The sequence below is a fragment of the Bradyrhizobium sp. NP1 genome, from assembly GCF_030378205.1.
Lineage (GTDB): Bacteria > Pseudomonadota > Alphaproteobacteria > Rhizobiales > Xanthobacteraceae > Bradyrhizobium.
In genome coordinates this window covers 5323028-5335844 of sequence record NZ_CP127385.1, presented here as the reverse complement: position 1 = coordinate 5335844, position 12817 = coordinate 5323028, and the positions used below count along the sequence as shown (strand labels likewise).

Annotated in this window: 18 protein-coding genes; 10 read left to right on the top strand and 8 right to left on the bottom strand. The window is 65.4% G+C overall.

Features of this window, described 5'->3' with window-relative positions:
- Positions 1-117 precede the first annotated feature (117 nt).
- The 3 genes from QOU61_RS25950 to QOU61_RS25940 all read left to right on the top strand — a co-directional run bounded on the left by QOU61_RS25950 (position 118) and on the right by QOU61_RS25940 (position 2721).
- Positions 118-1068, top strand: coding sequence for a Tim44 domain-containing protein (locus QOU61_RS25950; protein ID WP_289654043.1), 951 nt, complete (start codon positions 118-120; stop codon positions 1066-1068).
- A 168-nt stretch (positions 1069-1236) separates the two neighbouring features.
- Entirely contained in the window at positions 1237-1914 is a 678-nt protein-coding gene (locus QOU61_RS25945; protein ID WP_289654042.1) for a lectin, read from the top strand.
- Between the two features lie 99 nt (positions 1915-2013).
- Positions 2014-2721, top strand: coding sequence for a glutathione S-transferase (locus tag QOU61_RS25940; protein WP_289654041.1), 708 nt, complete (start codon positions 2014-2016; stop codon positions 2719-2721).
- 126 nt (positions 2722-2847) lie between these two features.
- Here the strand turns inward: QOU61_RS25940 and QOU61_RS25935 are convergent, their stop codons facing one another.
- Entirely contained in the window at positions 2848-3207 is a 360-nt protein-coding gene (locus QOU61_RS25935) for a GFA family protein (protein WP_289654040.1), read from the bottom strand.
- Positions 3208-3364: 157 nt separating this feature from the next.
- Positions 3365-3529, bottom strand: a complete 165-nt coding sequence (locus tag QOU61_RS25930) for a hypothetical protein (protein ID WP_289654039.1) — start codon at positions 3527-3529, stop codon at positions 3365-3367.
- A gap of 139 nt (positions 3530-3668) precedes the next feature.
- Between QOU61_RS25930 and QOU61_RS25925 the strand changes: the two genes are divergently transcribed.
- Positions 3669-3986, top strand: coding sequence for an ArsR/SmtB family transcription factor (locus QOU61_RS25925; RefSeq protein ID WP_289654038.1), 318 nt, complete (start codon positions 3669-3671; stop codon positions 3984-3986).
- A gap of 5 nt (positions 3987-3991) precedes the next feature.
- A complete protein-coding gene (locus QOU61_RS25920) occupies positions 3992-4465 on the top strand; it encodes an SRPBCC family protein (protein WP_289654037.1) in 474 nt (157 codons plus the stop codon).
- A 20-nt stretch (positions 4466-4485) separates the two neighbouring features.
- On the opposite strand, the gene QOU61_RS25915 is transcribed toward QOU61_RS25920, so the two are convergent.
- Complete coding sequence (locus tag QOU61_RS25915) at positions 4486-4962, bottom strand: hypothetical protein (RefSeq protein WP_502876822.1); 477 nt, start codon at positions 4960-4962, stop codon at positions 4486-4488.
- 120 nt (positions 4963-5082) lie between these two features.
- On the bottom strand, positions 5083-5763 hold the full coding sequence (locus QOU61_RS25910) for an alpha/beta hydrolase (RefSeq protein WP_289654035.1): 681 nt from the start codon (positions 5761-5763) through the stop codon (positions 5083-5085).
- Positions 5764-5877: 114 nt separating this feature from the next.
- On the opposite strand from QOU61_RS25910, the gene QOU61_RS25905 reads away from it, so the two are divergent.
- A complete protein-coding gene (locus tag QOU61_RS25905) occupies positions 5878-7533 on the top strand; it encodes a fumarate hydratase (RefSeq protein ID WP_289654034.1) in 1656 nt (551 codons plus the stop codon).
- Entirely contained in the window at positions 7530-8204 is a 675-nt protein-coding gene (locus QOU61_RS25900; RefSeq protein ID WP_289654033.1) for a DUF429 domain-containing protein, read from the top strand. Before QOU61_RS25905 ends, QOU61_RS25900 begins: the two co-directional genes overlap by 4 nt.
- A gap of 7 nt (positions 8205-8211) precedes the next feature.
- On the opposite strand, the gene QOU61_RS25895 is transcribed toward QOU61_RS25900, so the two are convergent.
- Both QOU61_RS25895 and QOU61_RS25890 read right to left on the bottom strand, forming a co-directional pair.
- Entirely contained in the window at positions 8212-8508 is a 297-nt protein-coding gene (locus QOU61_RS25895; protein ID WP_289654032.1) for a hypothetical protein, read from the bottom strand.
- A gap of 78 nt (positions 8509-8586) precedes the next feature.
- Positions 8587-9177 (bottom strand): hypothetical protein, encoded by a 591-nt coding sequence (locus QOU61_RS25890; protein WP_289654031.1) that lies wholly within the window; start codon positions 9175-9177, stop codon positions 8587-8589.
- Between the two features lie 111 nt (positions 9178-9288).
- Between QOU61_RS25890 and QOU61_RS25885 the strand changes: the two genes are divergently transcribed.
- Complete coding sequence (locus QOU61_RS25885; protein ID WP_289654030.1) at positions 9289-10026, top strand: TetR/AcrR family transcriptional regulator; 738 nt, start codon at positions 9289-9291, stop codon at positions 10024-10026.
- Here the strand turns inward: QOU61_RS25885 and QOU61_RS25880 are convergent.
- Entirely contained in the window at positions 10023-10640 is a 618-nt protein-coding gene (locus tag QOU61_RS25880) for a hypothetical protein (RefSeq protein ID WP_289654029.1), read from the bottom strand. The two genes, QOU61_RS25885 and QOU61_RS25880, sit on opposite strands and share 4 nt — an antisense overlap.
- A gap of 299 nt (positions 10641-10939) precedes the next feature.
- Here QOU61_RS25880 and QOU61_RS25875 point away from each other — a divergent pair, with 299 nt between their 5' ends.
- Positions 10940-11659 (top strand): SET domain-containing protein, encoded by a 720-nt coding sequence (locus QOU61_RS25875; protein ID WP_289654028.1) that lies wholly within the window; start codon positions 10940-10942, stop codon positions 11657-11659.
- A 190-nt stretch (positions 11660-11849) separates the two neighbouring features.
- On the opposite strand, the gene QOU61_RS25870 is transcribed toward QOU61_RS25875, so the two are convergent.
- Positions 11850-12269 (bottom strand): RrF2 family transcriptional regulator, encoded by a 420-nt coding sequence (locus QOU61_RS25870; RefSeq protein WP_289654027.1) that lies wholly within the window; start codon positions 12267-12269, stop codon positions 11850-11852.
- 83 nt (positions 12270-12352) lie between these two features.
- On the opposite strand from QOU61_RS25870, the gene QOU61_RS25865 reads away from it, so the two are divergent.
- Positions 12353-12805 carry a group III truncated hemoglobin gene (locus QOU61_RS25865; RefSeq protein ID WP_289654026.1) on the top strand — a complete coding sequence of 151 codons (453 nt, stop codon included), beginning with the start codon at positions 12353-12355 and terminating at the stop codon, positions 12803-12805.
- Positions 12806-12817: the final 12 nt, after the last annotated feature.

Here is a 12817-nt window from a genome sequence, read left to right as displayed (position 1 = left end):
GGTAAAATCCCCGCGACGCAGAGCCGCAGCCATGGTTCCCGTTTCCGGCTTCACATTTGGCCGGCCCTGCCCATCTTAATGACGTCCCCGGATGGGGACTTCTTCAGGGAAACCAACATGAACCTCTCGCAACGTACGCGCGGCCTCTTCAAGGTGATCGCCGTCGCCCTCGCGTTGGCGATTCCGACGGTGCTGACGGTTGCCTCTGCCGACGCTCGCGCCGGCGGCGGCTTCTCGTCCGGCTCGCGCGGGTCCCGCACTTTCGCCGCGCCGCCGTCGACCTCGACCGCACCGGGCACCGCGAGCCCGTTCAACCGCACCATCACCCAGCCCGCTAGCCCCGGCCTCAACACGCCGGCCGGCGGCGGCTTCTTCAACTCGCCGGGCCGCGGCCTGCTCGGCGGGCTTGCAGCGGGCTTCCTCGGCGCCGGCCTGCTCGGCATGCTGTTCGGCGGCGGCCTGTTCGGTGGCCTCGGCGGCTTTGCCTCGCTGCTCGGCATGCTGCTGCAGATCGCGCTGATCGTGTTCCTGATCCGGATGGCGATGAACTGGTGGCAGCGCCGCCATGTCACCGCCGCGGCCTATGCCGGCCCCGGCCAGGCATCGACCATGCAAAGCGGCTTCGGCTCGGGACTGGGCTTCGGCATGGGCTCGAACAGCCCGCCGCTGGAGATCCAGCCGGCCGACTACGAGAACTTCGAGCGGCTGCTCGGCGAGATCCAGCAGGCGTGGTCGGACGAGGACGTCAACCGGCTGCACACGCTGGCGTCGCCGGAGATGGTGTCCTATCTGGCGCGCGATCTCGAGCAGAACCGCGCCCGCGGCGTCGTCAACAAGACGTCGAACGTGAAGCTCCTGCAGGGCGACCTCGCGGAAGCCTGGCGCGAAGGCAACACCGACTATGCGACGGTGGCGATGCGCTTCTCGCTCGTCGACAAGACCATCGACCGCGCGAGCGGGCGCCTGGTCGAAGGCAGCGAGGCGCCGACCGAGATCACCGAGGTCTGGACCTTCGTGCGGCCGCGCGGCAGCAATTGGGAGCTCTCGGGGATCCAGCAGACCAGCTGATCGGTCCGTGCAAATGAAAATCCGAAAGGCGCTGCGGTTCGCTCCGCAGCGCCTTTTGCTTTGCCCGTCCGTCATGATGATCTGGAATAATCCGGGGCGCGACGGGTTCCAGCGTAAGCCTCGGCTCTCGGAAGGAGGGCGGAAGGCCAAAACAATCCGGAGGATTCGATGCGTATTGCGGCCAAAGCTCTCTCGCCCCTGTGTTTCGCCCTCATAGCCGGCGTCTTCGCCGCACCGGCGAATGCCCAATCGGCCGACACCAGCTTCTTCGTCACCAGCGTCGGCGTCGGTGGTGGCGCCAATCTCGGCGGCCTGGCCGGCGCCGACAAGCACTGCCAGATGTTGGCTCAGGCCACGGGAGCGGGTGCAAAGACCTGGCACGCCTATCTTTCGACGCAGGCCGCCGACGGTCAGCCTGCCGTCAACGCGCGCGAGCGCATCGGCAAGGGTCCATGGAAGAACGCCAAGGGCGCGGTCATTGCCAAGGACGTCGCCGACCTGCACAGCGCCGGCAACAATCTCACCAAGCAGACCGCGCTCTCCGAGAAGGGCGAGGTCATCAACGGCCGCGGCGACACGCCGAACCGGCACGACATCCTGACGGGATCGCAGGCGGACGGCACGGCTTTCGCGACCGGCGAGGACCGCACCTGCAAGAACTGGACGAGCGCGACGCAAGGCTCCGCGATGCTCGGCCATTCCGACCGCATCGGCCTGCGTGACGATGACGCCTCGAAATCCTGGAATTCGTCGCATCCCTCGCGCGGACCGGACGGCGGCTGCTCGCAGGCCGACCTGAAGAGCACCGGCGGCGATGGCCTGCTGTATTGCTTCGCGTCGAACTGATCGGCGTCGCACCGTCGCAGCGAACTGATCGCGGCTTGGCGCGTTGGCGGGAAAGGGCATAGTTTTGCGGACTATGCCCTTGTCCATGAGAGGACCGCAATGCGCTATCAGCTGTATTACTGGCCGAACATCCAGGGTCGCGGCGAATATGTCCGCCTCGCGCTGGAGGACGCCGGCGCCTCCTATGACGACGAGGCGCGCCACGGCACCGGCATGTCGGCGATGATGCGCATGATGGACGAGAAGCGCGGCACGCCGCCCTTTGCGCCGCCGTTCCTCAAAGCCGGCAAGCTCGTGATCGGGCAGACCGCCAACATCCTGCTCTATCTCGGCGCGCGGCACCAGCTGGCGCCGAAGACGGAAGCGGGAAGGCTCTGGGTGCATCAGCTCCAGCTCACGGTCACCGATCTCGTGCTCGAAGTCCACGACAGCCATCATCCGCTCGGACCAACGCTCTATTACGAAGACCAGCGCGCACCGGCCAAACGCCGCAGCGAGGAATTCTGGAAGGAGCGGGTGCCGAAATATCTTGGCTATTTCGAGCGCCTGGTGAGAGCCAATGGCGGCGCCTACGTGACCGGGCGCCGCATCAGCTATGTCGATCTCTCGCTGTTCCAGATCGTGGCCGGCCTGCGCTATGCGTTTCCGAAGCGGATGCAGGCGTTCGAGCCGGAGATTCCGCGCCTGGTCGAACTGCACGATCGCGTGGCGGTGCGGCCCAACATCAAGGCCTATCTCGCGAGCGACCGCCGCATCCCCTTCAACGAGGAAGGCATCTTCCGCCGCTACAAGGCGCTGGATTTGTGATCGAGGTTGTATCGCCGTCGTGGCCGGGCTTGTCCCGGCCATCCACGTCTTTGCCTGTGGTACAGTGCCGGACGACGTGGATGCCCGGCACAAGGCTGGGCATGACAAAACCGGAAGGCGTTCTCTCTATCTGTTCCTGCCGTCGATCGGCGTCATCGTGACCTTGGCAAGATCGATGCCGTCGATGCAGCTCACGTTCAGCGCCACCACCTCGGTGCCATCGGGCTTCCTGCCGCGCGCGAACACGTCGACGCCGCAGTCGACGCAAAGCTGGTGGCGGATGGCGTGCTTGTTGAACAGGTATTCCGTCAGGTTCTCGCCGCCGGCGCGAAGCTGAAAATTCTTCGGCGACAGGAAGGTGAAGTGCAGCCCTTTCTTGGTGCAGATCGAGCAATTGCACGCCGTCACCATGGCGAGGTCGGAGGTCGCCTCGAAGCGCACCTGGCCGCAATGACAGCCGCCGGTGAAGGTCTTGGTGGTTTGCATCGCAGGCTCCTCGATCCCTACCAGAGGCCGGGGCCAGTGACGGCGAAAGCCATCCTGCGATCATGCACGCGTCCCCGAACCCGGGAACAGCAATGCATGATTTTCGGGCAAACTTGCGGCGCGCGGGGTTCGGCGCCGGACGCGAGAAGAGCGGAGATTACACCAGCTGATCGACGCGGGTGCCCTGGCCCGGGGGGAGCGGCGGCTTCGGCGTCGGCTGGTGGGTGTCGGCATCGCTGCCGGCCGGCACGTCGGGTGCTTTTGGCGTGCTCGCCTGCACCGGGGCAGGCTGGGTCGACGGGGCAACGCTGGAAATGCTCACGGCTGAAATCCCTTGAAATCTGTTTCCGTCCGTCATCCTGCAGGGCGGCGCATCAAGGTGCGGTGAAGGCGATCGATAAAATGCGAGCGATCTGCCGCTCGGGTTGACATCATATAAGTGTTAGCTTATATATAGACGCATGGCCGCTGCCGACCTCACCGCCATCGTCAAGACGCTCGCCGATCCGACGCGCCGCGCGGTGCTCGAGCGCATCGCGCGGGAAGGGGAGGTCGCGGCGACGCGCCTGGTTGCGGGATCCAAGGTGTCGCAGCCGGCGGTGTCGCAGCATCTGCGCGCGCTGCGCGACGCCGGGCTCGTGACCGAGCGCCGCGACGGCCGGCACATTCTCTACCGGGCGGCGCCGGAGGGCCTCGACCCGCTGATCGACTGGATCGGCCACTACCGCAGCTTCTGGCGCGAGCGCTTCGACAGGCTCGAGAAATTATTGAAGGAGTAGCGTTCATGCGTGAGACCCATGCCATCACCCTGGAGAAGGTGTTGCCGAATCCGCCGGACAAGATCTGGCGCACGCTCACGACAAGCGAATTGATCGCGCGATGGCTGATGCCGAACGATTTTGAGCCCAAGGTAGGCCATCGCTTCACGTTCCGAACCCAGCCGATGGGCGACTGGGACGGCGTCGTGCAGTGCGAGGTGCTGGCCTGCGAGCCGCCACGGCTGCTGCGCTATTCCTGGAAGGGCGGCTCGGATTCCAACCCGGCCTATGGCTCACGGCTTGATTCCGAGGTGACCTGGACATTGACGCCGGTCGAGGGCGGCACGCTGCTGCGCTTGGTGCATGACGGCTTCGTCTTCCCCGGCAACAAGTTTGCCTTTGACGCGATGAGCTCGGGGTGGGGCCGGGTGGCGGACCGGATCGCGGCGCTGAGCACCGACGCCGCCGTTGCAATCGATCCGAGCTGCGCGAAAGGGTGACGCGATCGGCTGCGGGCGGCCTACTGGTCGAGCCCGCGGCGGACCACGATGGCGGCGTCCGTCCTGCTGCGCGTGCACTCCAGGTCGAGCCGCCGGTAGCGCATGGTGATCTTGTTGCCGCGCAGAAGGCCCATGCGCTTGAGGCAGCGCGACGTGCCGGTCGTGGTGTCGTCCTTGGGCAGCGTGAAGATGACCGCGGCCGCCTGGCCAACCAGGTTCAAAAACTCAGGCTTGAGCCTGCGGTCGCCCTTGGCATAGAGCTCCACGGCATAGTCCTTGCCGCGGCAGCCGAGCGAGAATTCGCTCGCCGCGGGATGCGTCAGATAGATGATGTTGGCGGCCTTGAAATTGACCTTGAGGCCGTCGATCGCGTTCGCCAGTTGGGCCGCGGTATCGTCGCAGCGGTCGGCGCGGGCAGGGGAAGCCATGAACGCAACCGTGAGCGCGGCCGCGGCGGCGAACGGGATCGATCGGCGAAATTGTCGTCGTGATGTCATCTGAAAGGGCCCCATGCCGCGCCATTGAAGCCTCTGCGCCCGCCCGCCGCAAGGGCACCGTTCCCCTCCCGTCGAGCCTGTGCGCGTACCGTTGCAAATCGGCACTAGTATTTCGCCGAGCTACGGAAGCGCCAGCTCTCGCGCGGTCCCGGTCAGGATATCGAACACCGCGTCTGACGCGACATTGATGAGGTCGTGGGCGCAGTCGATGGAGTGCACGCTCCAGGCCGGATCGTCACGCAGGCGTTCATATTGCGCGGTGAATGGCGTCGCGCTCCAGCCGCTGGCATAGACGAAGACGCGGCGGATCGCCGGCTCGGCGCGGGTGAGATGCAGCGCCTGCAGGAAGGCGCCGAGCGGGTGAGGGCGGCGGCGCGGATCGCGCCCTTCCGGCGGCAGCACCGTGAGCCCATCATGACGGGCGCGCTCGATCACGATCCGGCGATAGTGGTCGTTGGCAAGATCCCACCAGGATTGGCCGTCGTCCGGCACGAAAGCGTCCAGGTAGATCAGCGCCGCGATCCGATCCGCCGCGCGGTCGGCGACGCCGCGCGCGACCATGCCGCCATAGCTGTGCGAGCAGAGCACGACCTCGGAGAGGTCCTCGATGCTGAGGAACTCCAGCACGTCGGCGATATGAGTGTCGAGGTTGATCGGCGCGGCGTCCTCGGGCGGGGTTTCGTCGAGGCCGGGCAGCGTCAGCGCGTAGGCCTCATGGCCGGCCTGCCTGAGCCGCGCGATCATGCCGGCAAAGGCCCAGCCGCCGTGCCAACCACCCGGAATCAGGACGAAAGTAGCCATTCCCGATCCTCCGCCATGCCGAAACCTGTGTTGCCTCTGCCTGACGTGGTAGTCTATCAGGCCTGTCAAGGCCGCCTGGCGCGGCCTTTTTCAAAACCCGCTCAAGAGCTCCCCATGAACGCGCCCGCCGCCTTTCCCGACCCGCAAAAGCCTGTCCCGCCCTACAAGCACACGCCGCTGTTTCCGCTCGGCAAGGATGAGACGCCCTACAAGAAGGTCACGAGCGAGGGCGTGCGGGTCGAGAAGGTGCTCGGCAAGGAGATGCTGGTGGTGTCACGCGAGGCGCTGCGCGCGCTGTCGGAGGCCGCCTTCGGCGAGATCAACCATTATTTGCGCCCCGGCCACCTCAAGCAGCTTCGCAACATCCTGGATGATGCGGAAGCAAGCCCCAACGACAAGTTCGTCGCGCTGGATTTCCTGAAGAACGCCAACATCGCCGCCGGCGGCGTGCTGCCGATGTGCCAGGACACCGGCACCGCGATCATCATGGGCAAGAAGGGCTGCAACGTCATCACCGACGGCGACGACGAGGCGGCGCTGTCGGAAGGCGCCCGCGACGCCTACCTGCGCCGCAATTTGCGCTATTCGCAGGTCGCGCCGCTGTCGATGTACGAGGAGAAGAACACCGCCAACAACATGCCGGCGCAGTGCGAGATCTACGCCGAGGGGGATGACGCCTACAAGTTCATGTTCATGGCGAAGGGTGGTGGCTCCGCCAACAAGAGCTTCCTGTTCCAGGCCACGCCCTCGGTGCTGACGAAGGATCGCCTGCTCGCGTTCCTGAAGGAGAAGGTGCTCACCCTCGGCACTGCGGCTTGCCCGCCCTATCACCTCGCGATCGTGATCGGCGGCACCTCCGCCGAGCTCTGCATGAAGACGGTGAAGCTTGCGTCGGCCCGCTATCTCGACGCGCTGCCGACCCACGGCTCGGCCGACGGCAATGCCTTCCGCGATCTCGAAATGGAGAAAGAGATCCACAAGATGACGCAGAGCCTCGGCGTCGGCGCGCAGTTCGGCGGCAAGTATTTCTGCCACGACGTGCGCGTGATCCGGATGCCGCGCCACGGTGCGTCGCTGCCGATCGGGCTTGGCGTGTCCTGCTCGGCGGACCGCCAGGTGCTCGGCAAGATCACCAGGGACGGCGTCTATCTCGAGGAGCTCGAGCACAATCCGGCGCAGTATCTGCCGCAGGTCGAGCAGGCGCTCGGCGGCGAGGTCGTCAAGATCGATCTCAACCGGCCGATGAAGGACATTCTGGCGACGCTCTCGAAGCATCCGATCAAGACGCGGTTGTCGCTCACCGGCACCATGATCGTGGCGCGCGATTCCGCCCATGCCAAGCTGCGCGAGCGGCTGGAGAAGGGCGAGCCGCTGCCGGACTACTTCAAGAACCATCCGATCTATTACGCAGGTCCCGCCAAGACGCCGGAAGGCTATGCCTCGGGCGCGTTCGGCCCGACCACCGCGGGGCGGATGGATTCCTTCGTCGACCAGTTCCAGGCGGCCGGCGGCTCCATGGTGATGCTCGCCAAGGGCAACCGCGCGCCAGCCGTGCGCGAGGCCTGCAAGAAGCACGGCGGCTTCTATCTCGGCTCGATCGGCGGCGCGGCCGCGAACCTCGCCGAGCACTGCATCAAGAAGGTCGAGGTCGTCGAATATCCCGAGCTCGGCATGGAAGCGATCTGGCGCATCGAGGTCGTGGATTTCCCGGCCTTCATCATCATCGACGACAAGGGCAACGACTTCTTCAAGGAGTTGAACCTGGGGTGAGGGCGCTCGGCCTCGATGGATTTAGTAGAGGTTGGGTCGCCGTCACGCTCGACGGCGACCATCACGAGGTCAGCTTCCATCCCGACGTGACGGACGCGCTGTCGCGGCCGTTTGACCGGGCAGCAATCGATATTCCGATCGGCATGACCGACGACGGCGAGCGGGCCTGCGACCAGCTTGCGCGGACGAAGCTGCGGCCGCATGCCTCGCGCGTTTTCACCGGAGCGCGGCGCTGGCTCTGGCAGGAATTTGATGATCCCGATCACGCCAATCGGGAAGCGGTCCGGCGCGGCCAGAAGCGGGTGTCCCGCCAGCTCTGGCACCTCGGGCCGAAGATCATGGAGGTCGATGCCTTCGTTCGCGCCAATCCCTCACGCGATATCCGCGAGGTGCATCCCGAACTGGCATTTCTGCGCCTGAACGGCGGCAGGCCGCTGCCGTCGAAGAAATCGGAGGCGGGCGCCGGCCTGCGCTGCCGGTTGCTCGAACGCCAGGGGATAGGCGATATCGGTCGCTGGCTGAGTACGAGGCGGATCGGCAGCGGCGCCAAAATCGACGACGTGCTCGATGCCTGCGCGGTGGCGATCGCCGCGCGCGAGACGGCGGGCAGCATCCCTGAGGGAACGCCGCCACGCGACATCCATGGTCTGTCGATGCAGATCTGCTTCTGAGGAAAAATTACGTCCGCGCGCCGGTGAAGGGGAAGCTGCCCATCGGGCCGATGCCCATCTCGCCGGAGATGCTGTCGCCCGAGACCTTGCCGGTGAATTCGAGCGTCAGCGGCATAGGATTGGTGATCGAGACCTTCCAGGCGACGCTGTCGCCGTTGACGGTGCCGTCAAAAATTTCCGTCGAATTTCCGTCCGCGCCCTGGGTGCCGGTCAGCGAGCCGCCTGCGCTCTTCAGGTTCAGCGTCGCCTTGCGCTCGCCCATCGGCGTGCTCATGGTCAGATTCCAGTTGCCGTCAACGCCCATCGTAAAAATCTCCTCCTCCAAAGCGGTTTCAAATCAGGCCCGCTCCGGGGGCGGTATAGCCGATCCTGCCGCGTATTCCTAACTGCTTGCCTTCGGTGCGGCGATCAGCGCATTGGACGGCGCGGCGGCGCGCCTCTCCCGCCGGTAGCGCGGGTACCACCGCGTGAAGTAGACGGCGCTGTTGCGGGCTGCGGCGGCGACCGCCAGGGTCGACCAGATCGGCATGCCCGGCACGTAGAACGGCGCGAGGCTCGAGATCAGCATGACCAACGCCGCCGCGGTCCAGACCGCGGTGACGATGTAGTTGGTGCGCACGAAGCCGGGCATCGCGGCGGTCTCGGCCGGCACCGCCTCGATCGCATATTGCAGCGTAAAGGGATGGTGGATCAGGATCGAGCCGAGCGAAATGATGAAGATGCCGGCGTCGACCGCGAGCTTCACCGTAGCGTTGCTCGGGGATACGTCGACCAGGGCCAGGTAAAGCCCGATGCCGCCATAGAGCGCGGCACTCGAGGCGGCCAGAAGCTTCAGCGAGCGGCCGCGGATGAAGTCGATGGCGATGACGGCCAGGCTGACCGCGGCGGCGGCGAACACGCTGACCTTGCCGGAGGCCAGCAGCAGCAGGGAGGCAAAGGCGCCATAGGGCGCGAGGATCAGGAAGAGCGTCATATGCAGCCCCTCGGGGCTATCTTTACATCGTAAAGATAAAAGTAGTGCTGCTGCCCGCACGGGTCAAGCAAAATCTTTACGTTGTAAACATTGGGCTTTATAACAACTTGGATGGCAAAGCGGACTGAGGAAACGAAATTTCGCCCGGCCCGGGCTTCTGCCCGCGCGGCGCCGGCCCGATCGGGCAGGCTGCCCAAGGCTGCGCGCGAGGCACGAGCGGCGGCCGAGGCGCCATACCATCATGGCGCGTTGCGCGAGGCGCTGCTTGCGGCTGCCGAGCGGGTGTTGGAGCGCGACGGCCTTGCCGGGCTGACGCTGCGCGCGGTGGCACGCGAGGCCGGAGTGTCACATGCGGCGCCAAAGCATCATTTTGGCGACCTCACGGGGCTTGTCAGCGAGCTCGCCGCGATCGGATTCCGGCAGTTCAACGCCACGATGGAGGCGGCACGCGCCAGCAGCACGCAGCCCCCGCAGCGCGCGATGGCCGCGGCCAAGGCCTATGTCGCCTATGCCCAGGCGCATCCCGGCATGTATGGGCTGATGTTCCGCACCGAGCGGCTCGACATGTCGCGGCCCTCGCTGTGCGAGGCGGCGGATGCGTCCTTCGCAGGCCTGGCGCGGTCCGTCGGCGCCAGCCGCCACGAGCATATCGAGGCGGAAGCGCTCACGCTGGAGCAGGCGGCAGCGATCGCGCGCGCCTGGTCGCTGGTGCACGGCTTCACCATGCTGCTGCTCGACGGGCGGCTGGCCGACATCCTGCGCAGGCTGCCCGAGGGCACCGGCGTCGAGCCGCTGCTGGAGGCCATGCTGAAGATCACCGTGGCTCGGCCTCCAGACTCCTCGCCTTAGCGCTGCGTGAGCTCTACGGCACGGCCGGACGCGCCGATCACTTTCACCGCATCCTTGCGGCAATCGAAATCACGCGCGGTCTGGTCGGCCGCCTGGCGGGCAAGCGCGTTGGCCTCGCGATTGGCGGCGACGTCGACATAGGCGACATGGCAGACCGGCCCCGGCGGCAGGCGGGTGACGACGAGCATCGCCTTGCTGCGCGGCCGGCCATCCTTGTCTGCGTCCGCATTGTCGGCGAGCTGCCAGCCCTGGATGATCGCGAACGGCTTGCCGTCCGCGGTACGCCATTCGACAGTGTTTCCGCTCGAATTGAAGGGGCCGAACCGGGCGCTGGCCGCGGGCTCCCGAGCTGCCGCAGTCCGGTTGCGGCCGACGGAGACTGTTTCGCGCAGGTCGCCTTCGCTGACCAGGAGCAAAAACCCGCCTTTGCCGAGGCAAACTCGCGTGATGCCGCCGTCGAGCGCGTCGGGCTTGCCAACGGCGCGGCACTGCGCCGGCGCGGTCGAACTATAGGTGCTTGCGATCGTTGGGCCGCGCGGGGAAGAGCCCTTTGCGGGCACGACGCCCAAGGCAAGGGCAAGTGCAACGATAACGGTCACATCACGGGCGCACATTTCGGCTATGTTCCTGGAACAAGCAGCTAAATCCAGGGTTTGACGAGCGCAAGCTGGGGAAGGTTCAACGGCAAAGACGCGAACCCCCTGACATCGCCGCTGAATCGCTCTAGTGTGGTGGCTCGGAAGTTATCTTCTTTTGTGCCGCGCGTTCGTCAAGAGAGCTTCCGAACCAAAACCAGAATCATAGTTTGCCAGTGTCCCGGACCGAAGTTCGCAAAAGAGCCGCCGAAAAATGATGCGAACTTGGGGTGCGGGACAGTAGAACAGCGTCTTCCGTCTTCGTCCTTGTCAGAGTCATGCCCACGATTTCCCAGAACAAACCCTACCGCATCGGTCGTTCCCGCACTGGATTAGGCCTCTTCGCTACCAAGCCAATCAAGAAGGGCACCAAGATCATCCGCTATTTCGGCCCGCTTCTGGATTCGCGGAAGAAAAAGGATGATGCGATCGAGAACAAGTATCTGTTCGAGCTGAACAACCGCTGGACCATCGACGGCTCGGTGCGCGAGAACGTCGCCCGCTACATCAATCACGCCTGCAAGCCGAATGCGGAATCGGACGTCAAGCCCCGCAAGCGCAAGGTGTTCATCCGCGCCATCAAGAACATCGAGCCGGGCGAGGAGATCAACTACGATTACGGCACCGACTACTTCAAGGAGTACCTCAAGCCGATCGGCTGCAAGTGCGACGCCTGCGAGAAGAAGCGCAAGAAGAAGCGCGCGGAGGCGAGGGCCGAGCGGCAGCGGCTGAAGGAGAGGGCCGAGCGGAAGGCGCAGCGCAAGGCCGAGAAGCTCGCCAAAGCCCGGAAGAAAGCAAGGCTCAAGCGGGAAAAGCTGAAGCTCGATGGCACCAAGCTCAATGGCGTCAAAGTCAACGGCGCCAAAGTCAACGGTGCCAAGGCCATCGGCAAGCTCGTGAACGGCAAGCGCGGCTTGAAGACCGTGCGCGTCAAGGCCACCGCCGCGAAGCCGGCTCCCGCCACGCCAGTCGTTGCCGAGCAGAAACTCGCGGCCTAACGGAGCGGATTTGACGTTCGCTACCCATCCACCGCGACTCACCAAACGAACGTCAAATCCAAGGCTCCACTAGCATCAACATCTTGCTGGTGGTCCTTTGATTCTGACATTCGCAAACGTGGCTCCTCGAGCGGGATGCGAATGTCAGAACCGGACCGCTAGGAACCACGAGCTTCCACGGATTTCGCACCTAGTTCCGCTTTGTCCGCGCCGGGTAGGCGCATTCGGCGAGCGTCGTGCGATCGAGCTCGCGCATGAAGGCCTCGCGCGCCGCGGCGAGCCTCGTCTTCAACCGGCAGCGCGGCGTCAGCACGCAGGCCCCGCCGTCGGCGCGAAAACATTCGACCAGCGCGCTGTCGCCCTCGAGCTTGCGCACGACCTCGCCAAGCGTGATCGACTGCGCCGGACGCGCCAGCACGAACCCGCCGCCGGCGCCGCGCTGGGTCGCGATGAAGCCGCTATCGGCGAGATCCCGCACCACCTTTGCGAGGTGATTGCGGGAAATGCCGAATTCGGCCGAGATCTCCGATGTCGCAAACGAGCGGGACGGCTCGCCAGCCAGCCGCATCAGGGTGCGCAGCGCAAAATCCGTGAACGATGTCAGGCGCATGGGAGCTTTCCGAAATTGCGGCTTGGCGGTCCAGCTATAGCGGGTTAAATAGGTATTTGAAATACCTATTTGAGGAGACCTGCATGGCAGAGGCGGAGCGGCGCGAGCAGATCACGGCCGACATCGTCGCGCGGACCGGCATCACCGAGGCCATGATCGAGCGCCTCGTGCATGACTTCTACGCCAGGGTTCGCAGCGATGCGGTGCTGGCGCCGGTGTTCGAGGCGCGGATCCGTGACTGGGGCCCGCATCTAAGGCAGATGTGCGCGTTCTGGTCGTCGGTCGCGCTGATGACCGGCCGCTATCACGGCACGCCGATGGCCAAGCACATGCCGCTGCCGATCGATGCCGATCATTTCGATCGCTGGCTGGCGCTGTTCGAGGACACCGCGCGGCAGGTCTGTCCGCCGCCCGCGGCTACGCATTTCGTCGAGCGGGCCCGGCGCATCGCCGCGAGCCTCGAAATGGGCGTTGCGAACGGGCAGGGCGTCATCCTCGGCATCGGTGAAAGGTTTCGCCGCGGCGCCGCGGCCTGATCCGGATGGACA

Coding starts and splice junctions, on each gene's coding strand:
- QOU61_RS25950 (WP_289654043.1), top strand. CDS start 118: ATGAACCTCTCGCAACGTACGCGCGGCCTCTTCAAGGTGATCGCCGTC.
- QOU61_RS25945 (WP_289654042.1), top strand. CDS start 1,237: ATGCGTATTGCGGCCAAAGCTCTCTCGCCCCTGTGTTTCGCCCTCATA.
- QOU61_RS25940 (WP_289654041.1), top strand. CDS start 2,014: ATGCGCTATCAGCTGTATTACTGGCCGAACATCCAGGGTCGCGGCGAA.
- QOU61_RS25935 (WP_289654040.1), bottom strand. CDS start 3,207: ATGCAAACCACCAAGACCTTCACCGGCGGCTGTCATTGCGGCCAGGTG.
- QOU61_RS25925 (WP_289654038.1), top strand. CDS start 3,669: ATGGCCGCTGCCGACCTCACCGCCATCGTCAAGACGCTCGCCGATCCG.
- QOU61_RS25920 (WP_289654037.1), top strand. CDS start 3,992: ATGCGTGAGACCCATGCCATCACCCTGGAGAAGGTGTTGCCGAATCCG.
- QOU61_RS25915 (WP_502876822.1), bottom strand. CDS start 4,962: ATGACATCACGACGACAATTTCGCCGATCGATCCCGTTCGCCGCCGCG.
- QOU61_RS25910 (WP_289654035.1), bottom strand. CDS start 5,763: ATGGCTACTTTCGTCCTGATTCCGGGTGGTTGGCACGGCGGCTGGGCC.
- QOU61_RS25905 (WP_289654034.1), top strand. CDS start 5,878: ATGAACGCGCCCGCCGCCTTTCCCGACCCGCAAAAGCCTGTCCCGCCC.
- QOU61_RS25895 (WP_289654032.1), bottom strand. CDS start 8,508: ATGGGCGTTGACGGCAACTGGAATCTGACCATGAGCACGCCGATGGGC.
- QOU61_RS25890 (WP_289654031.1), bottom strand. CDS start 9,177: ATGACGCTCTTCCTGATCCTCGCGCCCTATGGCGCCTTTGCCTCCCTG.
- QOU61_RS25885 (WP_289654030.1), top strand. CDS start 9,289: ATGGCAAAGCGGACTGAGGAAACGAAATTTCGCCCGGCCCGGGCTTCT.
- QOU61_RS25880 (WP_289654029.1), bottom strand. CDS start 10,640: ATGTGCGCCCGTGATGTGACCGTTATCGTTGCACTTGCCCTTGCCTTG.
- QOU61_RS25875 (WP_289654028.1), top strand. CDS start 10,940: ATGCCCACGATTTCCCAGAACAAACCCTACCGCATCGGTCGTTCCCGC.
- QOU61_RS25870 (WP_289654027.1), bottom strand. CDS start 12,269: ATGCGCCTGACATCGTTCACGGATTTTGCGCTGCGCACCCTGATGCGG.
- QOU61_RS25865 (WP_289654026.1), top strand. CDS start 12,353: ATGGCAGAGGCGGAGCGGCGCGAGCAGATCACGGCCGACATCGTCGCG.